The organism is Actinoallomurus liliacearum (genome assembly GCF_039542035.1).
In the GTDB taxonomy this organism is placed as follows: domain Bacteria; phylum Actinomycetota; class Actinomycetes; order Streptosporangiales; family Streptosporangiaceae; genus Actinoallomurus; species Actinoallomurus liliacearum.
The window spans coordinates 213,383-236,927 of sequence record NZ_BAABHJ010000005.1; the positions used below are offsets into that span (position 1 = coordinate 213,383).

The window sequence follows — 23,545 nt, forward strand, 5'->3', positions numbered from 1 at the left end:
CATGCGCGGATGGTTTACTGACGCGATCATCCCGGTTCTGGCGTGAGGAAGGTCAATGGCCCGTTTTGCGCCGCTTGCCCGACTGCCGCGTCCGGCCCGCTGGGCGGTCCGCATCCTGGCCGTGCTCCTGGCTCTCGCGCTCGTGCTCACCCTGTACGGGTGGTGGACGGTCCGGCGGTCGTACCCGCAGGTCGGCGGGCGCGTCACCGTCCCCGGCCTGGGCGCGGACGTCACCGTGCTCCGGGACCGGTGGGGCGTCCCGCAGATCTACGCCGACGACGCCGAGGACCTGATGCGGGCACAGGGCTACGTGCACGCGCAGGACCGGTTCTGGGAGATGGACTTCCGGCGGCACATCACGGCCGGACGGCTGTCGGAACTGTTCGGCAAGACCACCCTCGACACCGACAAGGTCGTCCGTACGCTCGGCTGGCGGCGGGTCGCCGAGCAGGAGCTGCCGCTGCTGCGGCCCGACACCCGGCGTTACCTCGACGCGTACGCCCAGGGCGTGAACGCCTGGCTGGCCCGGCACCGGAACACCGCCACGCAGAGCCTGGAGTACTCCGTGCTGGGCCTGCAGCGCAGCGGCTACCACCCCGAGCCGTGGACCGCCGTCGACTCGCTGTCCTGGCTGAAGGCGATGGCCTGGGACCTGCGCAGCAACATGGACGAGGAGCTGGGCCGCGCGATCGCCGCGACCAAGGTGTCCCCGGCCCGCGTCGACCAGCTGTACCCCGACTATCCGTACGACCGGAACCCGGTGATCGTCCCCGGCGGCGGGGACTCCGGCGGGCGTCCGGGGCCGGCGCCGCGGGCCCGCGCGCTGTCGCCGGCGCTGACCCGCGTCGCCGCCGCCATCCACGCCATGCCGACCATGCTCGGCAACGGCGCCCCGGGCCTGGGCTCCAACTCCTGGGTCGTGTCGGGCGCGCGGACGAACACCGGCAGGCCGCTGCTCGCCAACGACCCGCACCTCGCGCCGCAGATGCCGTCGCTCTGGTACCAGGCCGGACTGCACTGCCGCACCGCGTCGGCCGCCTGCCCCTTCGACGTCACCGGGTTCACGTTCTCCGGCGTCCCGGGTGTGATCATCGGGCACAACGCCCGGATCGCCTGGGGGTTCACGAACCTCGGCCCGGACGTCACCGACCTGTTCCTGGAACGGGTCACCGGCTCGACGTACGAGTACAAGGGCCGTCAGGAGCCCCTCGCCGTCCGGACCGAACAGATCAAGGTGGCCGGCGGCAAGCCCGTCACCCTCACCGTACGGGCGACACGGCACGGGCCGCTGCTGTCCGACGTGATGGACACGGTCCGCACGGCCGGGAACGGCACGGCGGTCGCGCTGCGGTGGACCGCGCTCGACCCGGGCCGGACCGCCGACGCCATCGTGTCGCTGGACACCGCCGGTGACTGGCAGCGGTTCCGCGACGCGGCCCGGCTCTTCGAGGTCCCCGCGCAGAACCTCCTGTACGCCGACGTCGACGGGCACATCGGCTACCAGGCGCCCGGCCGCATCCCGATCCGGTCGAGCGGCGACGGGCGCTGGCCCGCGCAGGGCTGGACCGGCAAGGAGGAGTGGACGGGCTACATCCCGTTCGACGACCTGCCCCGTACGTACGACCCGCCGCAGGGCTACATCGTCACGGCCAACAACGCGGCCGTCGGGCCCGGCTACCCGAGGATGCTGACCCACGACTGGGCGTACGGCTACCGCGCGGCCCGCATCGCCGAGCTGGTCCAGCGGGCGCCGAAGATGGACGCGGCGACGATGGGGCGGATCCAGCTGGACGACCGCAACGGCTTCGCGCCGACGCTGGTGCCGCACCTGCTGCGCGTCGGCTCCGGGCCCGCCGTGGCGCTGCTGCGCGGCTGGGACTTCACTCAGCCCGCCGGCTCGGCACCGGCGGCCTTCTACAACGCCGTCTACCGCCACCTCCTGCTGCGGACGTTCAACGACGAACTGCCCGACGGCGCCCGCCCCGACGGCGGCGACCGCTGGTTCGAGGTGCTGCGGAACCTTCTGAACCGACCGGACGACCCCTGGTGGGACGACGTGCGCACGCCGGCCAGGGAGACCCGCGACGACATGCTCCGCCTCGCGGTGAAGGACGCCGACCACGAGCTGCGCGACCGCCTCGGCGACGACCCGAAGAAGTGGCGCTGGGGCGACCTGCACACGCTCACGATCACCAACCAGACGTTCGGCACCTCCGGCATCGGGCCGATCGAGTGGCTGTTCAACCGGGGACCGCTGAAGCTGTCCGGCGGCGACTCGCTCGTCGACGCGACCGGCTGGAATCCGCAGGAGGGGTACCAGGTCGACTGGGTGCCGTCGATGCGCATGATCGCCGACCTCGCCGACCTGGACCGCTCCCGCTGGATCAACCTCACCGGCGCGTCCGGCCACGCCTTCGCGGACCACTACTGGGACCAGGCGCGGCTGTGGGCGCGCGGCGACACGATCCCGATGCGGTCCGCTCCGGACACCGTACGCCGCGAGGCCGCGCACACCCTGACGCTGCGACCCCAGCGCAGGTAGCGGTCGGCGAGAGTCGTCACCGTCACTTGCCTGCGTGGTGGCAGAAAAACCGTTCTGGCCTGATTGGGCCGTTTTGGGCGCGCCTATTCGACGTGAGTGGCGTGGTCGTTACGTGAAGTGAAACCGGTTTTAGTCCGATTTCGCCGTTCGGCTGCGAGGCAACCGGTGCCGGCGGGACGCTGGGGGCGAGAAACACCGTTTGCAGGGGATAGTCGCTTGCGCCGCGATTAATGCCCTTTGCGTACTGATGTCGCATGGCCCGGCTGAGGACGGGTAACGCGGACGGGACGGTGATCGTCCGGGGGCTTCCACCGATCCGAGTTCCGGCCATCGAGGAGGTAATTCATGCCCGACGCATTCACTTCGCCGCCCCCCGGCGAGCCGATTCCGGCACCCGGCCCGAGCGACGCCGCCGCCCCGCGTCTCCCGGACCCGCCCGACGACGGCCGGATCTATGTCGATCCGGCGGCGCCCATCACGGTGCACAGCGCCGCCGCGGCGCCGACGGGCGAGCAGTTGGTCGCGTACGCGATGACCCTGCGCGGCACGGCACGAGGCCGCGTCCGTGAGAACGTCAACGACTTCACGCAGTGGTACTACGGCGACAACACCGCCGCGTCCTGGTGCCTGATCTTCGTGTGCTGGTGCTTCAACCATTTCGGCGCGTTGCACCTGCTGGGCGGAAAGATCGCTTACGTGCCGAGCCTGAAGGGCCGCGTGGGGTCGAAATGGCATACCGACCGGAAGCTGATCGCCAGGGGCGACCCGGTCACCTTCGATTTCAACCGCAGTGGCGAGCCGGAGCACGTCGGGTTCTTCGTCAAGTGGCTGGACTCGGGGCACACGACGTTCGAGTCGATCGAGGGCAACACCGGAAACGACCAGGTCGCCACCCGCACGAGGTACTGGAGCGACGTGTACGGCTTCGTGAAGCCGGGCCTGGCCGCCTCCGACCCGAGCCGGTACCCCGGCGTGATCTACCGGTACGTCGCGGGCGCGATGATGCACGACGCGCACGTCAAGTGGATCCAGCAGCGGCTCGGCGCGCACAAGCACCCGGTGACCGTCGACTCCTACTACGGTCCGGCGACGGCCGCCGCGGTCACCGCCTTCCAGAAGGGCGCGCACCTGTCCGCCGACGGCGAGGTGGGTCCCAAGACCTGGGCCGCCCTGGCCGACTGACCCGCGCCGAGCAGCACACCCGCGTGCGACCCACGGCGCAGTCAGCGGGGCGAGGTGTCGCTCGAGGTCGGTTCGGGTTTGGTGTAGAGCACCTCGCGGGCCTGGTTCGCGGCGCGGGTGATGCTCTCGGTGATGAAGTCGAGGAAGCGGGCGATGTTCTCGAGGCGGGCGGCGGCCGGGGTGCCGGGGCCGAGGACGCCGACGCCCTGTCGTGCGGTCTCGGCGACCTGGGCGGTGCCACGAGCGCTGGCGATCATCGATTGGTACCAGACGTCGTCGTCGACGACGTAGCGCTCCCGGCGGCGCTCGTCGCGTGCCCGGCGGACCATGCCCTGGCTCTCCAGGAACGTGATCGCCTTGGAGATGGACGCCGGGCTGACCTGAAGGCGCTGGACGAGCTCGGACGCGGTGAGGCTGCCCGCGTCGTCGGTGCAGAGGCAGGCCATCACCCGGGCCATCATCTTGGGCGTGCCTGAGGCCATGAAGACGGTGGTGAGCGTTTCTTCGTACTCGCGCACCGCCTCGGCGTCGCGTCCGTGTGGCTGCGGGCGCGCCTCCGACTCTCGGGAGGAGGCCGCCCTGCGCCGGTGGGCGCGGCGTTCGGTGGCGCGGTGGGCCAACTCGGCGCGGTAGCCGGTGGGGCCGCCGTTCCGCATCACCTCACGCGTGATCGTCGAGGTCGGACGGTCGAGGCGTCTGGCTATCTCCGCATAGGCGAGCCCGTCCGCCAGCCCCGATGCGATCTGCTGGCGGTCCTGCTGAGTGAGCCGGCCTCCCGGCATCGCGACCTCCTTGGCGCTCCCTGATGCCCCCACCATAGCGTTCACGGGCAACCCATCGCAACGAGTGTCCTCCTCGATGTTGCGTTAGATTCAGATCTGTTGCAACGATTTCATGGCTGCGAGCTGGGGTAATGCTGTCAACTCGCAACGAGCTTGTTGAAGGAACCTAGAAAGCAACGTAGCGTTTGCGGCGTCGGAAACAACGAGCCGCAAGGAGAGAACGATGCAGAAGTTCGACACCCCCGCCCCGATCGCCGCCGTCCTGAACATCCCCGCCGGACGCGTCCAGTTCATCGCCGCCGACCGGGCCGACACCACGGTCGAGGTCCTGCCCGCGAACGCCTCCAAGGGCCGCGACGTGAAGGCGGCGGAGCAGACCACGGTCGCCTACGCCGACGGCGTCCTGCGGATCGAGGGCCCGGCCAAGAACGACTACTTCGGCCCGTCCGGATCCATCGACGTCACCGTCCAGCTGCCCGCCGGCTCCGGGATCGAGGCCAAGACCGCCGGCTGCGAGCTGCGCGGCGTCGGCCGCCTCGGTGACGTCGTCTTCGACGGCGCCTACCGCCAGATCAAGATCGACGAGGCGGCGAGCCTCCGGCTCGCCGCGGTCGACGGCGACGTCGAGGTCGGCCGGCTGGGCGGTCCCGCCGAGATCAGCACCGCACGGGGCGACATCCGGATCGCCGAGGCCACGGGCGGCAAGGTCGCGCTGACCACCCAGTCCGGTGACATCTCGGTCGGCGCCGCCGCCGGAGTCTCCGCGTCCCTGGACGCCGGCACCTCCCACGGCCGGATCACCAACGCCCTCAAGAACGACGGCACTGCCGACCTGACCATCACCGCGACCACCTCCAACGGCGACATCACCGCCCGCAGCCTCTGACCCGCAACCTCTAAAGGAGCAGAACCGTGACGAATCTGGCCATCGCGGCGACCGGGCTGCGTAAGTCCTACCGCGACAAGAACGGTGAGAAGGTCGTGCTCGACGGCGTCGACCTGACCGTCCCCGAGGGAACGATCTTCTCTCTGCTCGGCCCGAACGGCGCCGGCAAGACCACCACCGTGCAGATCCTGTCCACCCTGATCCGCGCGGACGGCGGCACCGTTCAGATCGCCGGGTACGACCTGGACCGTAAGGCCGACGACGTGCGCGGTGCGATCGGGGTGACCGGGCAGTACTCCGCGGTCGACAAGCTGCTGACAGGCGAGGAGAACCTGCTCCTCATGGCCGACCTGAAGCACCTGTCCCGCAGGGACGGCAAGCAGAAGGCCAAGGAGTTGCTGGAGCGCTTCGATCTCATCGAGGCCGCGCGCAAGCCCGCTGGCACCTACTCCGGCGGGATGCAGCGCCGGCTGGATCTGGCGATGACCCTGGTCGGCGACCCGCGCCTGATCTTCCTGGACGAGCCCACCACCGGCCTGGACCCCCGCAGCCGCCGCTCCATGTGGGGCATCGTCCGCGAACTGGTGGCGAGCGGCGTCACGATCTTCCTCACCACCCAGTACCTGGAGGAGGCCGACGAGCTCGCCGACCGCATCGCCCTGCTCGACCACGGACGTCTCATCGCCGAAGGCACCGCCGAAGAACTCAAACGGCTCATCCCCGGCGGCCACATCGAGCTCACGTTCGCCGAGACGCACCTGCTCGAGGCGGCCCGTCACCTCATCGAGGCCGGAGTCGCCGCCCCCGAGGCGCTCACCCTGCAGGTCCCCAGCGACGGCAGCGTCCGCGCCGTCCGCGAACTGCTCACCCTCTTGGACGAACGCTCCATCGACGTCGCCGAAATGTCGGTGCACACCCCCGACCTCGACGACGTCTTCCTCACCCTCACCAGCCAGCAGAAAGAGACCGTCCGATGAGCACCCTCGCCCTCGCCGCCCGCGACTCGTCCACCATGGTCCGTCGCCAGCTCAAACGCCTGATCCGCTACCCCTCCATGACCATCCAGCTGATCATCACCCCCGTCATCCTGCTGCTGCTGTTCGTCTACGTCTTCGGCGGCACCCTCGGCAAGGGGCTCGGCGGTGGCCGCGACGTCTACGTCAACTACGTCCTCCCCGGCATCCTGCTCATGGCCGCCGCCACCGCCGCCACCGGAACCGCCGTCATGGTCGCCACCGACATGACCGAAGGCATCATCGCCCGCTTCCGCACCATGCGGATCTCCCGCGCCTCCGTACTGACCGGCCACGTGGTCGGCAGCGTCATCCAGCAACTCCTCGGCATGGCCGTCCTGATCGGCATCGCCCTCGCGATCGGCTTCCGCCCCAACGCCACCCCCATCGAGTGGGTCGCCGCCGCCGGCCTGCTCACCCTGTTCGTCCTGGCCATCACGTGGCTGTCGGTCGCACTCGGCCTGAAGTCCTCGACTCCCGAGGCCGCCAGCAACGCCCCGATGCCCCTGATCGTGCTGCCCTTTCTCGGCAGCGGCTTCGTCCCCACCGACTCCATGCCCACCGTCCTGCGCTGGTTCGCCGAATACCAGCCCTTCACCCCGATCATGGAGACGATCCGCGGCCTCCTGCTGGGCACCCCGATCGGCAACAGCGCCGCCATCGCCACCGCCTGGTGCGTCGGCATCGCGGCCGTCTCCTACCTCTGGGCCAGGAACACCTTCAACAAGGCCTGACCATGAACCGGCCGAACAGGGCCGTCAGACCACCAGGTCTGACGGCCCTGAACCTTTTGCCGTGGCGCCGACGGATGCGGTGGGGCGGCGGGTATTCCGGCGACGCCCCTCGGGGCCCGTCACCGCTAGGCCTGCTCGCCGCCCGCGAAGAATTCGAGCAGGCCGTGCGGGGCGTTGTCGCCGAACATGAGCTCGTGGAGGTGGGCGGCGTCGGCGGCCTCTGCGGCGCTGCGGGGGCGGGCGCTCGCCATCGCCGTCTTCGACGCCCTCGACCGGCACCAGTGGGCGGCCTCCCACGTCACCGCGCCGCCCACGCTGGCCAACGCGCTGCGCCTGCTGGACAGAATCGGCACGCTCGTCGCGCGAACCGGGCTGCCCGCCGAGCGGCACTTCGCGGTCTCCACCGCGATCTGCTACTACATCACCGGCGTCAGCGCCCAGATCATCGCCCCCGGCACCGTCGTCGGGGCGACCACCAGCCGCGACGCCTTCCTCGCCCGGACCGCCGAGCAGTGGGAGAGGCTCGACCCCGCCGACTACCCCTTCTTGACGCGTGCCACCGCGGACCTGCGCGACCACGACGACCGCGACCAGTTCATCATCGGCCTCGACCTGCTCCTGGACGGCCTGAACTGAGCGCCCCTAGCCGATGAGCCGGTCGAGCAGTTCGAAGGTGTCGTACGGCTGGTCGTGGTCGCCGAAGTGCCCGTCGTCGCGGACGATCTGCGTACCGCCGAGCCGGTCGAACATCGCCCGGCCCTGCCGGTCGTCGCAGCCATAGGGGTCGACGCGGGAGTTGATGAAGTACGGGTCGCGGACGTGGGCCTTGATCGCGGCCCAGTCGTAGGTCTCCTGGAGGACGGGCTCCTCGCTGGTGTTGGGCTTCGTGGAGTATCCGGCGACGAGGACCGCCTGCGCCACCGTCACGTCGATGTGCTCCAGGAGCGCGAGGAGCAGTGCGGCGCCTCCCGAGTGCCCGATGAGCACCGTGTGCTCGTCGAACCGGTGGTTCGCCAGCACCTTCGGCAGGAAGGCGGCGATCGGCTCCACGTTGAGGCCCGGGTAGTGCGGTATCTCGACGGCGTACCCGCGTTCGGTCAGCCGCCGGCCGAGCCAGGGATACCAGCAGACCTCGGGGCGGGCTCCCGTCCCATGGAAGATGACGGCGTTTCGCCGGGTGTTCTCGTGCGGCATCGCTCACTCCGGTCTCACGGCGCCCGGCGGACGCGTCTCGTGTGGACGACGAATGACTCCCCGGCGACTTCTACCGTCGCCCGCCGTCATCCCGAGATCCGGGCCACTCCTTCATGGGCGTTGGCCTCGGTGATGAGGGCGGAGGCGAGCTTAGCCGTCCGGATGGCGATCTCGCGGGCCGGCATCGACCGGCCGGTGCCCAGCCACCAGGTGATGGCCTGGAGGTGCATCCCCGCCAGGAGCGTCGGGATCAGGTCGCCGGGAGCCTGCGGCAGGTGCTCGGCGGCCATGTCGGCGAGGGCGGACTGCATCCGGGCGGCGAACCAACTGCTGCCGTTCCTGCCCAGCAGTGCGCCGTAGAGGCGATGGTAACGATCGAAGTGCTCGAAGAATCCGGTCCACCGCTCGAGAACCGGCGTGTCCGGGCCGTCGGCCACGGTGCCGAGCAACTCGGCCAGGGCCTCCTCGAAGATCTGCTCCACGAGCTGGTACTTGTCGCGGTAGTTGCGGTAGAAGGCCGCCCTGCTCACCATCGCCCGTTCGGTGATCTGCCCGACCGTTATCCGGTCGAACCCGCGCTCCTCGATGAGTTCGACCAGCGCCTGCCGGAGCAGGGTGCGCGTGCGCCGGACCCGGACGTTCTCCTGAGACATTTTCGGCTCCTTGTCCAGCATGAGACAGAACAACGAGGCTGAGACTGGTCACTCGGCACCGTCCCAGACAGCATGTGTGTTCCGAGACAAAGTGTCTCACTGAAAGGGATGGTCATGAAAGCCCTGGTCGTTCGCGCGTACGGCGCTCCCGACTCCTTCGCCGTCGAAGACCTGCCGACCCCCGAACCCGGTCCCGGACAACTCCAGGTCCGGGTGACGGCCGCCTCGCTCAACCCGGCCGACCTGCTGATGACCGCGGGAACGATCCGGGAGATGGTCCCGCTCGACTTCCCGTTCGTGCCGGGCACCGACGTCGCCGGCACCGTGACCGGTCTCGGGCCGGGCACGGAGGGGTACGAGGTGGGCGACGAGGTGTTCGGGTTCGGCGCGCCCCCGTCATTCGCCTCGGGTGTGGGGATCCCCGCCGTCACCTCCGGGGCGCTCGCCGAGTACGCGGTGCTCCAGGCCGGCCCGTACCTGGCGAAGCGGCCGCCGAAGCTGAGCCCGACCGTGGCGGCCGCGCTGCCGAGCACGGGCATGACCGGGCTCGCGGTGCTCGAGCTCGGGCGGTTCCAGCCGGACGAGACGGTCCTGGTGATCGGCGCGCCGGGCGGTATCGGCAGCGTCGTCGTTCCGCTGCTGGCCCGGCGGTCCACGGTGATCGCCACCGGAACCACGGGCGATCGCGAGTACGTGCGGGGCATGGGCGCCGCGGATGTGGTCGATCACCAGCGGACGGATCTGATCGAGGAGGTCCTGCGCCGTCATCCCCAGGGTGTGGATGCGGTGGTGAACCTGGCGCTGAAGGGGGAGGACGTGATCGCGGCGACCAGGGCGCTGCGCCCCGGCGGGCGTCTGCTCAGCACCACGCCGGGCACGCCGAGCCACCCGGCGGTGACCACGGTGATGGGCACCACCAACCTCAAGGCCGACACGTTGCCCACGCTCGCCGAACACGCCCTCGACGGCACGCTGCCCGACCCGGTGACCCGCGCGTACCCGCTGAGCGGCGCGGTGCGCGCCTACCGGGACCTGGCGGGTTCCCACACCCGCGGCAAGCTGGTCGTCGTCGTGGACGCGGAGGCGGCCCGATGATGCGCGCGGTGGCGGGTCAGGGCGGTGGAACGGTGCGGAGGGCGAGCAGGGCGACGTCGTCGGCGCCGTGAGCGCCGAGTCCGATGAGCAGGTCGTCGCAGAAGACATCGAGGGGGGCACGCGCCAGTGCGGCGGTGTGCTGCCGGAGCCTGGCCAGGGAGTCGTCGAGGGACTCTCCGCGGCGTTCGATCAGGCCGTCGGTGAACAGCAGCAGGGTGGAGTGGGCCGGCAGCGGATCGCGTGCGGACGGGCGTGGCAGGTCGGGGTCCATGCCGATCAGCAGCCCGGCGCCTTCTTCGAGGTAGCGGGTGTCGCCCTCGGCGGTGGTCAGCAGCGGCGGCAGGTGCCCGGCGGACGCGTGGTGCAGGTGCCACGGACCGCCCGTAGGTCCCTTGACCAGGGCGTAGATGCAGGTGGCGGTGGCCCGCGGGTACAGGGTCTGACTCGCCAGATCCAGGCGGCGCAGAACGTCCCCGGGCGGTTGCCGGCGGTCGACGGCGATACCGCGGAGCATGTTCCGCAGCGCGCTCATGGCGACGGCCGCCCGCAGGTCGTGGCCGGTCACGTCGCCGATCACCAGCACGGTGTCGCCGCCCGGCAGGACGAACGCGTCGTACCAGTCCCCGCCGACCTGAGCGGTGGTGGTGGAGGGCGCGTAGCGGGCGGCCAGCTGAAGGTGCTCGATGCGCGGCAGGTCCGGCAGCAAAGAGCGCTGGAGGCGTTCGGCGGTGTGCCGGGTCTCCTGGTACAGGCGGGCGTTGTCCACGCCCAGCGCGATGCCGCGGACCAGGTCGGAGATCAGGGGGAGGTCCGCTTCGGTGAAGGGGCGCTCGGCATCGGTACGGACCACGGTCAGGGCCCCGAGGACCTCCCGGCGGGCCCGCAGCGGCGCGATGATGGCGCTGTTCCCGCCCAGTTGCTCGAACAGCTCCAGTTTGCGGGCGTCCAGGGGACTCGCCGCCCGGCTCGGCGGGGGGAAGTCGGTGAGCAGCAGCGGACCCGCGCCGCGCAGCACCCGGGGGAGGGGGCCCCGCGAGGCTTCGGACACCGGCGGGAGGCGGCCCATGTACACCCCGGAGGCCAGCGCCGTCGGGTCGCGGTGGACGACGCACACGCGTTCCACGTGACCGTGCTCGGCCAGCAGGTCCACCACGCACCAGTCGGCCAGCCGCTGAGCCAGGACCTTGCACACCCGGAGCAGCCCCTCCTTGAGATTCAGGGTGCTGCTCAGCGCGCTTCCGGTGTCGGCCAGCAGGGACAGCCGCTCCATCGCCGCTCTGCCCGTCTCGTCATCGCCTGTTCGGCCCGCCCGCTTCGGAGCGGCCGACACGTACCGCGCGCCGAACTCCGGTCGCGCCGCGTGCCGGTGTTCCCGCGGAGTGCGTGGCGCGGCCGGTACGGCCGTCCTCGGGATGAGCTGGGCGACGAACACGGTGCGGCCGTCGACCGCCTCCTGGGTCTGGATGTTGACGCGGACGGGGATCAGCCGGCCGTCGTGGTGCAGCGCCGGAAGCGGTATGGAATGGCCTAGGACGCGGGGTTGGCCGGTCAGCAGCAGCGAACTGAACGCCCGAATATGGCGCTCCCTCAGGTGCTCGGGGATCAGTACGGTGATCCGCCGCCCGACGAGGTCGTCCGCCTGCCAGCCCAGCAGGTCCGCCGCGGGACCGTTGACCGCGATGATCCGGTTCCCGTCGTCGGCCGCGATCGTCGGGACGGCGCTGGTCTGCAGGTCACTCACGTCCCACGGAGCCAGCTCGAGAGGCCTGGCACTCGGCGTGCCGGGGGTCAGCGTCCACGCGGTGGGGTGCTCACCCGCGACCTGGTCGGCGATCTGATCGAGCAGCCACCGCCGGAAGGCGCGGATCTGCGGAAGAGCCGGGAGCGTGAGCAGGCTCTCCTGCTGGGCCGCCCCGTCGGCGATCTCGAGCACTCGGCGCAAGGCGGCCAGATCCCCGGCGGAGTCCGCCGGGATCGCCACGAGGAGGGAGATCGTGTCGGCGTCGGAGAACCTTCTGCCCATCGCGGCGCCCATGCCCGCACTGATCGCGTTGCTCATGTCGTGCGCGGCGAGAAGGTCCTCCGTCCGCACGGGCATCCCGATCCGATCTCCGGCGGAGCTCATGAGCAGCAGCTCGCGCAGGAGCGCGTCCCGGTGCTGCCGCCCCGCCGAGTACAGCGCGTACGGCAGGTCGATCAGCCGCACGGTCACCGTCGGGCCGGAGCACGACGTGGTGTCCCATTCGGAGGTCGGTGGTGGCGGGGTCTCGGGCCACAGTTCGAACCAGACCGTCTTGCGGTCCTCTCCGATCTGCACGCCGTGACTGGAGGCCAGGCTCTCGACCAGTGCCAGGCCCCATCCGGTGCCGGCGTACGAATGGCGCTGGTGCGGCACCAGCCCGCGGCTGGGCCGGTGATCGCTGACCCACACCTGGACCCGGCCCGCGATGCTGCGGGCCCGCACCTCGATCTCGGTCCGCGCGTGCATGACCACGTTGGTCACCAGCTCGCTGACCAGCAGTTGCGCGGTGTCCACCAGGTCCGGCGCGACACCCTGCAGCGCCGACCGTACGAATCGTCGGGCCATCGCGGCGCTTTCCGGGCGAGGGGGTAGTCGTCGCGACGGCACCCCCGGCGAACTGGGGCTGCCCATGCCCCCACCATGCCAAAGGCCGGGCGGACGGCCGAGGGCGCGGTCGATGTACTACGGCTTGTAGTTATTGTGAAGTCGTGCGCCCTCCAGCATGGTTCCGTCTGATGCGCGCCGGGGTCTTCGCCGCGGTGTGCGTCATGCTGTCCGTGGCGGCGCACGGCCTGATGCATCCGCGGCCGCTGCCCGCGTACGCCGGCCCGGGCGCCTTCGCGGCGCTGACCGGCGTCGGGTTCTTCCTGGCCGACCGGCGGCGATCGGTGTGGTGGCTCCTGCTCGCGGTCGAGGTCGTCCAGGGCGGCCTGCACCTGTGGTTCAGCGCGGTCTCGGCCGGACCCGCCGTGGAGTGGGACACCGCGCGGACGCACATGCCGGGCATGCACCACCTCGTTCCCGGACCCGGCCGGCCGGCCACGGCCCACGGCGGCTGGGGAATGCTGATCGCGCACCTCTTGGCCGGTGTACTGGTCGCGGTCTGGCTGTCGGCCGGTGAGCGGGCCGCGTGGCGCGCGCTCACCGCGGTGACCCGGCTGCTGCTCGCCCCCGCCCTGCGGATGCTCGCCCTGCTCCTGGGCGTCCCGATCACCCCGCGGCCCGGAGGAGCGCAGGCCGGCGGCGCCTCTCGAACGGGCCCGCGGCCGCAGATCGGCGCCCTGCGTCACACCGTGGTGCGCCGGGGGCCGCCCGCGTACGAGCGTCGTGAACCCACCCGTCTCGCTGTGACCGCGGCGGGTTGACGCCGGCCTGGAGATCGCTCGGAGGCGGAACGCGCAGCCGACATCGGCCGAGGCCGGGTCAGCCGTGGTCTCAGAGCCGATCTCGTCTGCCCTTCCCGAGGACCTGTCATGCCGTTTTCTGCCTTCACGCGGCGCGGTACGCGACCGCGCCGCGCCCGCGCCCGTACCCGGCCCTTCGCCCGTCCCTCCCGGCTGATCGCCGCGTCCCTCGTCCTGGCCGCGGCGGCCACCGGGTGCGCTGGAGCGTCGGGCGACCGGTCGTCACCGCCGGTCCGGATCTCCACGCCCGCCTCCGACCTGCACGCCGCGACGCTCGGCACCGCGCTGCGCGAGCCCGACGTGACCCTCACCGGCGTCTCCGGGGCGCCCGTGAACCTGAAGGAGGCCACCAAGGGCAAGCTGACCTTGGTGTACTTCGGCTACACCCACTGCCCCGACGTGTGCCCGACCACGATGGCGGACCTCGCCGGCGCGCTGCGGCTCCTCACGCCCGCGCAGCAGGCCCGCATCGCCGTCGTGTTCGTCAGCACGGACCCGTGGCGGGACACCCCGAAGGTGCTGCGGTCCTGGCTGGCCTCCTTCAACTCGTCCTTCATCGGCCTGACCGGCGACTACGCCAAGATCCAGGCGGCGGCGAAGTCGGTGGGGATCGCCATCGAACAGCCCAAGCGGACCGGCGCGGACTACGAGGTCGGCCACGGCGCGGAGGTGCTGCCGTTCGGGACCGACCACCTCGCCCACGTCCTCTGGACGGCGGGCGTGTCCTCCCGTGACTTCGCCGCGGACCTGACCAAGCTGCTGGCCCGCATGCCGGCCGCGACCACCCAGGGCGGCGGGGCGTGACCGCCGGTCCGCGCGCCGCGGCGGCCCTGCTGCTGACGGCCGTCACGGTGGCCGCCTGCTCGTCCGGGCCCAGCGGGCCCCGGCTGAAGGTCACCGGCGCGTACGTGCCCCGGCCCGCCTCGCCGGACGTCGCCGCCGCGTACTTCACCGTCACCGACTCCGGGGACACGGGCGACGAGCTCACCGGCGTCACCGCGGACGTCTCCGCCGAGGCGATGATGCACCAGAGCACCGGGCAGATGATGCGGATGGTCGACCGGGTGCCCGTCCCCGCCCACGGACGCCTGACGTTCGCGCCCGGCGGGTACCACGTGATGCTCGAGCACCCGGTGCGGACGCTGCGGGAGGGCGACCACGTACGGCTCACGCTGCGGTTCCGCCGGTCCCCGTCGATCACCGTCGAGGCTCCGGTCGAGCCGATGGGCCACCGGCCGGAGGCGGCGCGGTGACGGGTTCGCCTGACCGCCCGGGGAACGCCGGCGCGGACCGTACGGTGAGCCGGCGCCGGCTGCTCGCGGTGACCTCGCTGGTCGGCGCCGCCGCCGCGGCCACCGCGGGCGCCGGCGCCGCCTCGGCGGTCGCGGGGGAGGCCGCCCGGGAACGGGGCGAGCGCCGGATCCCGTTCGACGGCGACCACCAGGCCGGCGTCCTCGCCCCGTACGCGGCGCACGGCTGGTTCGCCGCCTTCGACGTCGAGCCGAAGGTGCGCGCGGCCGGCCTGACCTCCCTGCTGCGGGCGTGGACCGACGCGGCGAGGCGGCTGACCGCCGGCCGGCCGGCGCCCGGCGACGACGCGATGACGACCGGCTACGGACCCGCCTCGTTGACCGTCACGGTCGGGTTCGGCGCGTCCCTGCTCCGCCACCTCGGCGCGCCGGTGCCCGCCGCGCTCGCCCCGCTGCCGTCGTTCCCCCGGGACGAGATCGACGAGGGCCGCAGCGGCGGTGACCTCGGCGTCCTCTTCACCGCCGACGACGCGATCGTCGTCGCGCACGCCCTGCGGACCTTCACCCGGCTGGCCCGGGGGGCCGCGCACATCCGCTGGCAGATGAGCGGGTTCAGCACGAGCGACGGCGCGGTGACCGGCCGGGACGCCACCCCGCGCAACCTCATGGGCCAGCTCGACGGCAGCGGGAACCCCCGGCCGGGCGACGCCGGGTTCGACCGGAACATCCTCGTGGGCCCGGCCGGTGACCCGGCGTGGATGCGCGGCGGCAGCTACCTGGTCTTCCGCCGCATCCGCATGCTGCTCGACGAGTGGGACACGCTCTCCCGGAGCCGGCAGGAGCAGATCGTCGGGCGGCGGAAGGACACCGGGGCGCCCCTGTCGGGCGGGTCGGAGTTCACGCCGCTCGACCTGGCCGCGCAGCACCCCGACGGCGGGCTCGCCATCGGGCCCGGCGCCCACGTACGGCAGGCGGCTCCGGAGTCGAACGAGGGCGCCGTCATCCTGCGCAAGGGGTTCTCCTACTTCGACGGTGTGCTGCCGGACGGGAGTCCGGACGCGGGACTCCTGTTCATGGCGTTCCAGTCCGACCCCGGCTCGGGCTTCACCCGGATCCAGCAGCGTCTCGCGCTCGCCGACGACCTCAGCCGGTTCATCCGGCACACCTCCAGCGCCCTGTTCGCGGTCCCGCGCGGCTGCCGGCCGGGGCGCCACCTCGGCCAGGACCTCATGGAGTCACTCTGATGCACGACATGCACGGCATGCGCGACATGCTGGCGCCCCTCACGTGGGCGCGAGCCCTGACCACCTGGCGGTTCGCGCCGGTCACCGCCGTCCTCGTGGCGGTGGCCCTGGCCCTCTACCTCGCAGGGGTCCTCGCGGCACGGCGGAACGGCAGGGCGTGGCCGGTGGCCCGGACCACGGCGTTCACCGCCGGCCTGGCCGTGGCCGTCGCCGCCCTCATGGGCAGTCCCGCCGTGTACGGCGACGGGGGACTGTTCTGGGTGCACATGATCCAGCACCTCATGCTGATCATGGTCGTGCCGTGGCTGCTGTGCCTCGGGCACCCGCTGAGCCTGCTGCGGGCGGCCACCCGTGGCCGCGCCCACGAGCGCGTCGAGCGGATCCGCGAGTCGAAGGCCGCGGCGTTCCTGACCTCACCGCTCACCGGCCTCGTCGTCTACGCGGGCGTGCTGTTCGGCGTGCACCTGTCGGGGTTCATGGACGCGATGATGGGCTCCCCGGCCCTGATGGCGCTCGAGCACGTGCTGTACGTCGGCGGCGGGTACCTCTACTTCTCCCAGCTGCTGACCCAGGACGCGCCGCCCCGCGAGCTGTCCTACCCGCTGCGGCTGTTCGCCCTGTTCATGGGCATGTCGGCCGACACGATCGTCGGCATCGTCCTGCTGCAGGCGACCGAACCGCCCTTCCCCGCGTACGCCCGGATGCACCCCTCCTGGGGACCGGGCCCGCTCGCCGACATCCACGGCGGCGGCGCGGCCATGTGGATCGGCGGCGACGGCCTGATGTTCGTCATGATGATCATCGTGATGCTCCGCTGGCTGTTCGACCGGTCTCCGGAGGCGGCCAAGGCGGGCCGGTTCTTCGAGTCCGTCCGGCAGGCCACCCTCGCCGCCACTGGAGACGAGGCCGCGCCCGGTACGGGCGAGGCCGACCGGGCCCGCTTGCGGACCAGCGCGGACGTCGACGAGGACGACGCGGCCCTCCAGGCGTACAACGCGCTCCTGTCCCGGCTCAACGCCCCGGAGACCGGCCGGCCGCGTACGGGCTGAGGCGCCGCTCAGGACCGCCGCAGCGCGGCGGCCGCCGCGCCGGCGAGGCCGCTAGACGACGACTCTGCGCGAGATGACGCCGTGGCCCACCTTGTGGTGCTTCCACAGCTCGAAGTGCTCGCCGGGCGTCAGGAACTCCGTCGCCTCTTCGTCGGTCACCGTCAGGGTGACCCGGCGTTCCCCGGAAATCCGGCCCGTATCAGTGCCCGCTTCCACGACTGATCTCAGGAGTCACCTGGATGACATCAGTCTCTTTTTTCGCTTCGTCATGGGCGGAAACAGGGGTCACCGATATCGCGGTCGGGCTTGCTACCTTGCAATATGCGTTTTGGCGCGCCGGAGGTGGCGCGCCATTGTCGGCCAAGGCGCCCGCGGACGAACGAAGCGTGTCGCCTGAGGTGGAAGCCGCAAGGAGTTTCCCGTGTCCCCAGCCCCCCGATGCGGACGCATCCCTTTCCGAGGACGTCTCGTCAACCCTCTCGCAGGCGTCGCGGCGGTCGCCATGGCCGTGATCATTCTGCTCGCGGCGGTCCTGATCGGCCTCCGCCTGCACAGGTCGGCCACCGCCGACGACGCGCTGAAGGTCGCCCTGTCCCAGGTCGGCACCACCGAGGACGCCGCCGGCGGCAGCAAGTTCAACCAGTGGTTCATGGCCTCGCCGTACGCCAAGGCCGGGGTGGAGCGCGACGGCGGGTCGATCGGCGACTACGCCAATGCGTCCTGGTGCGACATGTTCGTCACGTGGGTCGGCGCCAAGGCGGGCGTCAAGGGCATCGGCGGTGACGCCTTCACCCCCGCGCACGCCAGGTGGTTCAAGGAGCAGGGCCGCTGGGGCGACGTTCCCAAGCCCGGCGCCGTCGTGTTCTTCTCCTGGAACGGCGGCAAGGACATCGGCAGCATCGACCACGTCGGCCTCGTCATCAAGGACGATCAGGATGGCACGATCCGGACCGTCGAGGGCAACACCGACGACGCCGTGAAGGTCCGGACCCGCAGCAAGGACTCCGTCGTCGGCTACGGCTACCCGCAGTACGGCCACTAGTCGCGTACGCCACAAGGTAAACCGGTTCTTAACTCAAAGCGTCACTTCTCTGCCGCGCGTTCTCTCCGGCGCGGCGGTTCTTAGGAGGCTCTTTGAGAACTGGTGTCACGCGTGCCCTGGCGGTGTCCGCCATCACGGCGATCGGAGCCGGGCTGGCCGGCGTCGCCCACGCGTCTCCACTCCCCAGGGCGGCAGCGCCCCTCAAGGTCGTCCGGCCGTACGATTTCAACGGCGACGGCTATCCCGATCTCGCGCTCGGCAACCCGTACGGCACGGTCAGCGGCCACGCCGGCGCCGGCTTCGTCACCATCGTGTACGGCTCCTCGTCCGGTCTGAACACGGGCAAGAAGCAGGTCTTCAGCCAGAACAGCAGCGGGGTGCCCGGCGCCGCCGAGGCCGGCGACCACTTCGGCTACTCGGTCACGTCACTGGACTTCGACCACGACGGCTACGCCGATCTCCTCGTCGGCGCGCCCGACGAGGACACCTCCGCGGGCGCGAACGCCGGCTCGGAGACGATCCTCTGGGGCTCGAAGTCCGGGCTGACCGGCTCGGGCTCGGACGCGATCTCCGAGCCGTCGGGGTACGCCGGCGCGAATCACCGCTTCGGGTACGCGCTGGCGGCGGGCGACCTCGACGGCGACGGTTACACCGACTGGGTCGACACGGCGCCCGGCGACCGTTACTTCTGGACCTACACCTCGGCCCCGAACACCGCGCAGGTCAAGGCGCAGCGCTTCCGCCCGTCCGGCAGGCCGCACCAGGTCCCGGCGGGGAAGAAGGGAACCGCCTCCGCGGCGGCGGCGCGCACCTTCACCGCGATGATCCCGGCCATCGGCGACATCAACGGCGACAACAAGGCCGAGCTGGCCCTGGGCTGGATCGCCACCGCCGCCCCGACGTCCGGCATCGACGTGTGGAACTTCACGTCGACGGACATCACGCTCGCCAACTCGGTCACCACCCGGGTGGACAGCCTCGCCGTGGCCGACTTCGACGGCGACGGGTACGCGGACATCGCCGCGGGTGGCGCCGACGAGAGCGCTGGTACGGGCGGTCACGTCACCATCTTCGCGGGCGACGCGAACGTCGGCCTGGCGACCGGCAAGACGATCACCCAGAGCACCTCGGGCGTGCCGGGCGCGGCGGTGGCCGGCGACCGGTTCGGCTACTCGCTGTCGGCGGGCGACGTGAACAAGGACGGCAAGTACGACCTCGCGGTCGGCGTGCCGTACCGCACCGTCAGCTCCCAGGCGCACGCCGGCGAGGCGGTCGTGCTGTACGGCTCCGCGTCCGGGCTCACCGGCACCGGCGCGCAGGCCGTGTCGCAGAGCTTCCCCGGCGTGCCCGGCGCAGCGGAGAAGAACGACGCGTTCGGCTGGACGGTCACCATGCTGAACGTCAACACCGACGGCTACGCCGACCTGATCGCCGGCGCGCCCAAGGAGAACGGCACCGACGGCGCGGTGAGCCTGCTGAAGGGCACCGCGAACGGTGTCACCGGAACGGGCTCGGCGACCATCGGGGCCTCGACCCTCGGAGTGAACGGCAAGGACGCGCAGGTGGGCGTCCGCCTCGGCCGCGTCGGCTGACTCATGCGGTGAACGGACCGGCCGCCGGACTCCCGGCGGCCGGTCCGGCGTCTCCTCGGCGAGCCCGGTTCAGGGGCGGGGCCAGGGCCGGCCGCTGAGGCGTTCGATGCTCGTGTTGAAACGGCGGAGGTACGCGGCGAAGGCGGCGATGTCCTCGTCCGGCCAGTCGGACATGACCTTGTCGAGGTTGCCGACGAGGCTCTCGCGCTCCTCGTTGAGCATCTGCTCGCCCTTGTCGGTGATGCGGAACTTGCGAGCCATGCCGCCTTCGGGGTCGGGGATGCGCTCCACCAGGCCGATGCGCATGGCCGCGGTGGTCTGGCGTTGCAGAGTCGAGAAGTCGAGCCCGAAGGCGTCGCTCAGCTCGCTGATCGACATCGGCCCCTGGACGCGGATGCGGCTGAGCAGGACGTAGGCGCTGCGGTCCAGCGTGCCGGCCCCATGCTTGCCCCTGCCGAGCCCGTGCCGGCTGAGCAACATGTGCTCGTACTCGATGTCGTACGTGGGCCTGCTCATCTGCCTCCGCCTCCTGGTTCATGCCCAGGCCGCTCGGCGCGCCACCTCCGGAGAGCGGCCCGTCACCATCCTCTCACAGTGACTTGCGCCATACACATCGTGTGTATCATGCAAGCAGTGTGCATGATGCACATACCGATGACGAGTGAACTCTGAGGAGCCCCCTTGGACGCCTCCCAGCCCGCGGGCCGCCCCGCGGTCGATACCCACGCGGCCCACGCGGGCGGCGTGGTCACCACGCTGGCCCTGGCCGGCATCACGGCAGCGATCATGCAGACGCTGGTCACGCCGCTCATCCAGGACCTGCCGAAGATCCTGCACACCACCTCCTCGAACGCCGCATGGGTGATCACCGTCACGCTGCTGGCGGGGGCCGTCTGCGTGCCGGTCTTCGGCCGCCTGGGCGACCTGGTGGGCAAGCGCCCGATGCTCCTGGTGTGCGCGGTGCCGCTGATCGCGGGCTCGGTGGTGTGCGCGCTGTCCTCCTCGGTCGTCCCAATGATCGTCGGGCGCGGCCTGCAGGGCATGGGCATGGGCATGGTGCCGCTCGGCATCGCGCTGCTGCGCGACGTGGTCCCGCGCGAGAAGCTCAGCTCCTCCATCGCGCTGGTCAGCGCGTCCATGGGGATCGGCGGCGGTCTGGGCCTGCCGATCGCCGCGGCCGTCGCCGAGTACACCAGCTGGCGCGTGCTGTTCTGGGCCTCGGCCGCGCTGGCCGCGCTCGTCGCGGTCCTGATCTGGTTCCTGATCCCGAACGTTCCGGCCGGCGCCAAGGGCCAGCACTTCGACGCCCCCGGTGCCATCGGACTCGGCATCGGGCTGGTCTGCCTGCTGCTGGCGGTCTCCAAGGGCGCCGACTGGGGCTGGACCTCCGGCACCACGCTCGGCCTGTTCGCCGCCGCCGTCGTGGTCCTGCTCGCCTGGGGGGTGTGGGAGGTGCGCAGCCGGGAGCCGCTCGTCGACCTGCGCACGACGGCCCGCCCCCGGGTCCTGCTCACGAACCTGGCCTCGATCTTCGTCGGGTTCGGCATGTACGCCTCGATGCTGGTCGTGCCGCAGTTGCTGCAGTTCCCGAAGGCCACCGGCTACGGTCTGGGCCAGTCGATGCTCGCGGCCGGTCTGTGGCTGGCGCCCGGCGGCATCATGATGATGATCGTGTCCCCGCTGGGCGGGAAGCTCACGAACGCCCGTGGCCCCAAGTTCACCCTGATCAGCGGCGTCCTCGTGCTGGCCATCGGGTACGGCGTGTCGCTGCTTCTGATGGGCTCGGCCTGGAGCCTCATGCTCGCCATGATGATCATCAACAGCGGGGTTGGCCTCGCGTACGGCGCGATGCCCGCCTTGATCATGAGCTCGGTCCCGCTCAACGAGACCGCCGCGGCCAACGGCTTCAACACCCTCATGCGGTCGCTGGGCACCTCGGTCGGCGCCGCCGTGATGGGCGTGGTCCTGTCCCAGCTGACCGTCACCATGGGCGGCTACACCTTCACCTCCGAGAACGGGTTCCGCGGCGGCCTGGCGATCGGTGGTTGCGTCGCTCTCGTGGCCGCGCTCGTCGCCGCCGCCATCCCGGCCGCCCGCGCCGCCGATCCCCGGCTCGCGGCCCCCGACACGGTGACCGACCGCCGCCCGGCCGAGATCGACAACTGACCCGTGACCCCCGCGCGCGAGCCGCTCGAGCCTGCGGTTCGCGCGCGGACGTCCACCCGCACGCAGTGCCTCGTCTCCGGAGGACTTTCCGGTGGGCCGCGACCTGAGGATCGAGCGCCGCACCGCGCCCCCGCCGAGTCCTGACAGCCGCCGCGACCACGCTGTGGGGGCCGCCTCGCCGGTACGCGCGGGGTGTTTCGCGTGTTCGAGGTCAGGTCAGCGCGGCGGATCGCAGTGGCGCGGGACTCGTCGTCCATGGCGTGTGCGGTGGATCACGTGCTGGTCGGTTTGTGACGGCGAGGGGTGCGTGCGGCGCCGGCCGGGCGGGGCGTCGTTTCTGGTGGTGTCCACTCAGAGGAGACGAATTCTCCTCTGCGTAGACGCGGGTGAAAGAGGCTGGGCGACCCTGGGTGTGATCTGTGGAGATCGTCCGTCATCTCCTTGGGGCGGCCGTGCGGGGTCGTGCCGGATGCTCGGCAAAGGCCCTACCCATGGCGCTGACATGCGGGCTTTGTCCCCGTCTTGCACCGCGGTCCCCGAGCCTTCGGTACGCCGTGGGCTGCGGACCGGGGCCGTGCCGCCCTGTACCTATCGGGGCCGATCACCGATCCAGCGCTGCGGCATCGGAAGCCGGGCATGCCGATGCGGGCGAGGTCGGGCCGCTGTCGGTGGTGGACGACGGTGGCCAGCCGCAGGTCGGCGGGGGTCGTCGACGTCGGTGAGGACATCCGCTGGCTTCCCCGCCGCCTCCTCCCGGAGGGGATCGCCTTCCCCGCCGATGGTGAAGACTGGTGGCTGCTCGAAGGCCGTGTCAGTACCGGACCTGCGGGCATGGCCACCATTGGCCGACGAAAGGTATGTAACCGGTCTTACGCCGAATAACGGACTAGACGGACAATTAGTTCTGGGGAGAACGATCTTGTTCGGCTTGATCGGGAGGACGGAGGTACGGATGTGACCATGGAGAACGCGCCCCCCGGTCCGCGCGGGTAGCCGGCGCCCCCGCATGGGTGAGCGACATTTGGACGGCGGCCCCGTCGAAGATCGTCATTACTTCCGGGACTTCGACGCCGTACCTTCGGTGCGCGATTCGCCGGCCGCGGGCGATCCTCGTCCGCGGCCCCGACGGCCGATAACCGGCCCCCTGCCCGCCTGCCCGAGCTGTGGAGCGTCCCTGCGGCCCGAACTGCCACAACCGCTGGCCGCGGCGCTGCTGCTGACGCGGACGCTCACACCCCGGGAACGCACGGTCTTCCGATTGCTCGGCCTGGGTTACGACAACCGGTCGATCGCCCGCGAGCTGAAGATCAGCGAACGTACCGTCAAGCGGTACGTCACCGCCATCCTCACGAAGCTGGAACTCCGGTCACGGCTGCAGGCCGGCCTGTCCGCTCTGATCTTCTCTTGGACCACGGCCATGGATGCCGCCTGGCCCGAAGGTCTCATGGATTCGGCCCCAGCCGCAGGTGACGATGTGGCCGCATACAACACAGGAGGGGACCATGACCTTTGACGCGCTCGCCGCCCTCCGGCAGGCCGGGAACCCGGTCGATCTGCTGACCACGGCCCAACGCGATGTCCTCGCCGGGCTCACCGAACAGGAAGTTGCCGTCCTCAACTCCGTCAAACAGCGTCTGGACGCCGTCTCGGACGCCGAAGTCGAAGGACACTCCCTCATCATCAAGATCGCGTGAG

The 23,545-nt window shown here is 71.1% G+C and carries 22 protein-coding genes; 17 read left to right on the forward strand and 5 right to left on the reverse strand.

Features of this window, described 5'->3' with window-relative positions; genetic code table 11:
• Positions 1–55: 55 nt before the first annotated feature.
• Both ABD978_RS08695 and ABD978_RS08700 read left to right on the forward strand, forming a co-directional pair.
• Positions 56–2,542, forward strand: coding sequence for a penicillin acylase family protein (locus ABD978_RS08695; RefSeq protein WP_345351232.1), 2,487 nt, complete (start codon positions 56–58; stop codon positions 2,540–2,542).
• A gap of 345 nt (positions 2,543–2,887) precedes the next feature.
• On the forward strand, positions 2,888–3,724 hold the full coding sequence (locus ABD978_RS08700; protein ID WP_345351235.1) for a peptidoglycan-binding domain-containing protein: 837 nt from the start codon (positions 2,888–2,890) through the stop codon (positions 3,722–3,724).
• A gap of 41 nt (positions 3,725–3,765) precedes the next feature.
• Here the strand turns inward: ABD978_RS08700 and ABD978_RS08705 are convergent, their stop codons facing one another.
• Positions 3,766–4,506 carry a GbsR/MarR family transcriptional regulator gene (locus tag ABD978_RS08705; protein WP_345351238.1) on the reverse strand — a complete coding sequence of 247 codons (741 nt, stop codon included), beginning with the start codon at positions 4,504–4,506 and terminating at the stop codon, positions 3,766–3,768.
• Positions 4,507–4,729: 223 nt separating this feature from the next.
• Here ABD978_RS08705 and ABD978_RS08710 point away from each other — a divergent pair, with 223 nt between their 5' ends.
• The 4 genes from ABD978_RS08710 (at position 4,730) to ABD978_RS08725 (ending at position 7,775) form a co-directional block, all read left to right on the forward strand.
• Complete coding sequence (locus ABD978_RS08710; protein ID WP_345351241.1) at positions 4,730–5,392, forward strand: DUF4097 family beta strand repeat-containing protein; 663 nt, start codon at positions 4,730–4,732, stop codon at positions 5,390–5,392.
• A gap of 26 nt (positions 5,393–5,418) precedes the next feature.
• Complete coding sequence (locus ABD978_RS08715; protein ID WP_345351244.1) at positions 5,419–6,369, forward strand: ATP-binding cassette domain-containing protein; 951 nt, start codon at positions 5,419–5,421, stop codon at positions 6,367–6,369.
• The gene (locus ABD978_RS08720) at positions 6,366–7,139 is read left to right on the forward strand and encodes an ABC transporter permease (RefSeq protein WP_345351247.1); all 774 of its coding nucleotides are present in this window, start codon (positions 6,366–6,368) and stop codon (positions 7,137–7,139) included. Before ABD978_RS08715 ends, ABD978_RS08720 begins: the two co-directional genes overlap by 4 nt.
• A 186-nt stretch (positions 7,140–7,325) precedes the next feature.
• Complete coding sequence (locus ABD978_RS08725) at positions 7,326–7,775, forward strand: TetR/AcrR family transcriptional regulator C-terminal domain-containing protein (protein ID WP_345351250.1); 450 nt, start codon at positions 7,326–7,328, stop codon at positions 7,773–7,775.
• A gap of 6 nt (positions 7,776–7,781) precedes the next feature.
• Here ABD978_RS08725 and ABD978_RS08730 read toward each other — a convergent pair whose 3' ends face one another.
• A complete protein-coding gene (locus tag ABD978_RS08730; protein WP_345351253.1) occupies positions 7,782–8,333 on the reverse strand; it encodes an alpha/beta hydrolase in 552 nt (183 codons plus the stop codon).
• Between the two features lie 86 nt (positions 8,334–8,419).
• Positions 8,420–8,986, reverse strand: coding sequence for a TetR/AcrR family transcriptional regulator (locus tag ABD978_RS08735; protein ID WP_345351256.1), 567 nt, complete (start codon positions 8,984–8,986; stop codon positions 8,420–8,422).
• Between the two features lie 114 nt (positions 8,987–9,100).
• Between ABD978_RS08735 and ABD978_RS08740 the strand changes: the two genes are divergently transcribed.
• Positions 9,101–10,081 (forward strand): NADP-dependent oxidoreductase, encoded by a 981-nt coding sequence (locus ABD978_RS08740; protein WP_345351259.1) that lies wholly within the window; start codon positions 9,101–9,103, stop codon positions 10,079–10,081.
• Between the two features lie 16 nt (positions 10,082–10,097).
• On the opposite strand, the gene ABD978_RS08745 is transcribed toward ABD978_RS08740, so the two are convergent.
• Positions 10,098–12,734: a SpoIIE family protein phosphatase gene (locus tag ABD978_RS08745; protein ID WP_345351262.1), complete on the reverse strand. Its 2,637-nt coding sequence runs from the start codon at positions 12,732–12,734 to the stop codon at positions 10,098–10,100.
• Positions 12,735–12,811: 77 nt separating this feature from the next.
• Between ABD978_RS08745 and ABD978_RS08750 the strand changes: the two genes are divergently transcribed.
• The 7 genes from ABD978_RS08750 (at position 12,812) to ABD978_RS08780 (ending at position 19,684) form a co-directional block, all read left to right on the forward strand.
• Complete coding sequence (locus tag ABD978_RS08750; RefSeq protein WP_345351265.1) at positions 12,812–13,468, forward strand: hypothetical protein; 657 nt, start codon at positions 12,812–12,814, stop codon at positions 13,466–13,468.
• A 108-nt stretch (positions 13,469–13,576) separates the two neighbouring features.
• Positions 13,577–14,311, forward strand: a complete 735-nt coding sequence (locus ABD978_RS08755) for an SCO family protein (protein ID WP_345351268.1) — start codon at positions 13,577–13,579, stop codon at positions 14,309–14,311.
• Positions 14,308–14,760 (forward strand): copper chaperone PCu(A)C, encoded by a 453-nt coding sequence (locus ABD978_RS08760; protein WP_345351271.1) that lies wholly within the window; start codon positions 14,308–14,310, stop codon positions 14,758–14,760. Before ABD978_RS08755 ends, ABD978_RS08760 begins: the two co-directional genes overlap by 4 nt.
• Positions 14,757–16,001, forward strand: a complete 1,245-nt coding sequence (locus tag ABD978_RS08765) for a Dyp-type peroxidase (RefSeq protein ID WP_345351274.1) — start codon at positions 14,757–14,759, stop codon at positions 15,999–16,001. Before ABD978_RS08760 ends, ABD978_RS08765 begins: the two co-directional genes overlap by 4 nt.
• On the forward strand, positions 16,001–17,050 hold the full coding sequence (locus tag ABD978_RS08770; RefSeq protein WP_345351277.1) for a cytochrome c oxidase assembly protein: 1,050 nt from the start codon (positions 16,001–16,003) through the stop codon (positions 17,048–17,050). The genes ABD978_RS08765 and ABD978_RS08770 overlap by 1 nt, the downstream gene beginning before the upstream one ends.
• Positions 17,051–17,552: 502 nt before the next feature.
• Entirely contained in the window at positions 17,553–18,092 is a 540-nt protein-coding gene (locus ABD978_RS08775) for a CHAP domain-containing protein (protein ID WP_345351280.1), read from the forward strand.
• A gap of 92 nt (positions 18,093–18,184) precedes the next feature.
• Complete coding sequence (locus ABD978_RS08780) at positions 18,185–19,684, forward strand: hypothetical protein (RefSeq protein ID WP_345351283.1); 1,500 nt, start codon at positions 18,185–18,187, stop codon at positions 19,682–19,684.
• Positions 19,685–19,753: 69 nt separating this feature from the next.
• On the opposite strand, the gene ABD978_RS08785 is transcribed toward ABD978_RS08780, so the two are convergent.
• Positions 19,754–20,200, reverse strand: coding sequence for a MarR family winged helix-turn-helix transcriptional regulator (locus ABD978_RS08785; protein ID WP_345351286.1), 447 nt, complete (start codon positions 20,198–20,200; stop codon positions 19,754–19,756).
• Positions 20,201–20,365: 165 nt separating this feature from the next.
• Between ABD978_RS08785 and ABD978_RS08790 the strand changes: the two genes are divergently transcribed.
• The 3 genes from ABD978_RS08790 to ABD978_RS08800 all read left to right on the forward strand — a co-directional run bounded on the left by ABD978_RS08790 (position 20,366) and on the right by ABD978_RS08800 (position 23,544).
• Positions 20,366–21,850, forward strand: coding sequence for an MFS transporter (locus ABD978_RS08790; protein WP_345351289.1), 1,485 nt, complete (start codon positions 20,366–20,368; stop codon positions 21,848–21,850).
• A 1,006-nt stretch (positions 21,851–22,856) separates the two neighbouring features.
• The gene (locus ABD978_RS08795; protein WP_345351291.1) at positions 22,857–23,363 is read left to right on the forward strand and encodes a helix-turn-helix domain-containing protein; all 507 of its coding nucleotides are present in this window, start codon (positions 22,857–22,859) and stop codon (positions 23,361–23,363) included.
• Complete coding sequence (locus ABD978_RS08800) at positions 23,353–23,544, forward strand: aroma-sacti cluster domain-containing protein (protein WP_345351294.1); 192 nt, start codon at positions 23,353–23,355, stop codon at positions 23,542–23,544. Before ABD978_RS08795 ends, ABD978_RS08800 begins: the two co-directional genes overlap by 11 nt.
• The last annotated feature ends 1 nt before the right edge of the window (position 23,545 follow it).

Coding starts and splice junctions, on each gene's coding strand:
- ABD978_RS08695 (WP_345351232.1), top strand. CDS start 56: ATGGCCCGTTTTGCGCCGCTTGCCCGACTGCCGCGTCCGGCCCGCTGG.
- ABD978_RS08700 (WP_345351235.1), top strand. CDS start 2,888: ATGCCCGACGCATTCACTTCGCCGCCCCCCGGCGAGCCGATTCCGGCA.
- ABD978_RS08705 (WP_345351238.1), bottom strand. CDS start 4,506: ATGCCGGGAGGCCGGCTCACTCAGCAGGACCGCCAGCAGATCGCATCG.
- ABD978_RS08710 (WP_345351241.1), top strand. CDS start 4,730: ATGCAGAAGTTCGACACCCCCGCCCCGATCGCCGCCGTCCTGAACATC.
- ABD978_RS08720 (WP_345351247.1), top strand. CDS start 6,366: ATGAGCACCCTCGCCCTCGCCGCCCGCGACTCGTCCACCATGGTCCGT.
- ABD978_RS08725 (WP_345351250.1), top strand. CDS start 7,326: ATGAGCTCGTGGAGGTGGGCGGCGTCGGCGGCCTCTGCGGCGCTGCGG.
- ABD978_RS08730 (WP_345351253.1), bottom strand. CDS start 8,333: ATGCCGCACGAGAACACCCGGCGAAACGCCGTCATCTTCCATGGGACG.
- ABD978_RS08735 (WP_345351256.1), bottom strand. CDS start 8,986: ATGTCTCAGGAGAACGTCCGGGTCCGGCGCACGCGCACCCTGCTCCGG.
- ABD978_RS08740 (WP_345351259.1), top strand. CDS start 9,101: ATGAAAGCCCTGGTCGTTCGCGCGTACGGCGCTCCCGACTCCTTCGCC.
- ABD978_RS08745 (WP_345351262.1), bottom strand. CDS start 12,734: ATGGGCAGCCCCAGTTCGCCGGGGGTGCCGTCGCGACGACTACCCCCT.
- ABD978_RS08755 (WP_345351268.1), top strand. CDS start 13,577: ATGCCGTTTTCTGCCTTCACGCGGCGCGGTACGCGACCGCGCCGCGCC.
- ABD978_RS08770 (WP_345351277.1), top strand. CDS start 16,001: ATGCACGACATGCACGGCATGCGCGACATGCTGGCGCCCCTCACGTGG.
- ABD978_RS08775 (WP_345351280.1), top strand. CDS start 17,553: ATGGCCGTGATCATTCTGCTCGCGGCGGTCCTGATCGGCCTCCGCCTG.
- ABD978_RS08785 (WP_345351286.1), bottom strand. CDS start 20,200: ATGAGCAGGCCCACGTACGACATCGAGTACGAGCACATGTTGCTCAGC.
- ABD978_RS08795 (WP_345351291.1), top strand. CDS start 22,857: ATGGGTGAGCGACATTTGGACGGCGGCCCCGTCGAAGATCGTCATTAC.
- ABD978_RS08800 (WP_345351294.1), top strand. CDS start 23,353: ATGACCTTTGACGCGCTCGCCGCCCTCCGGCAGGCCGGGAACCCGGTC.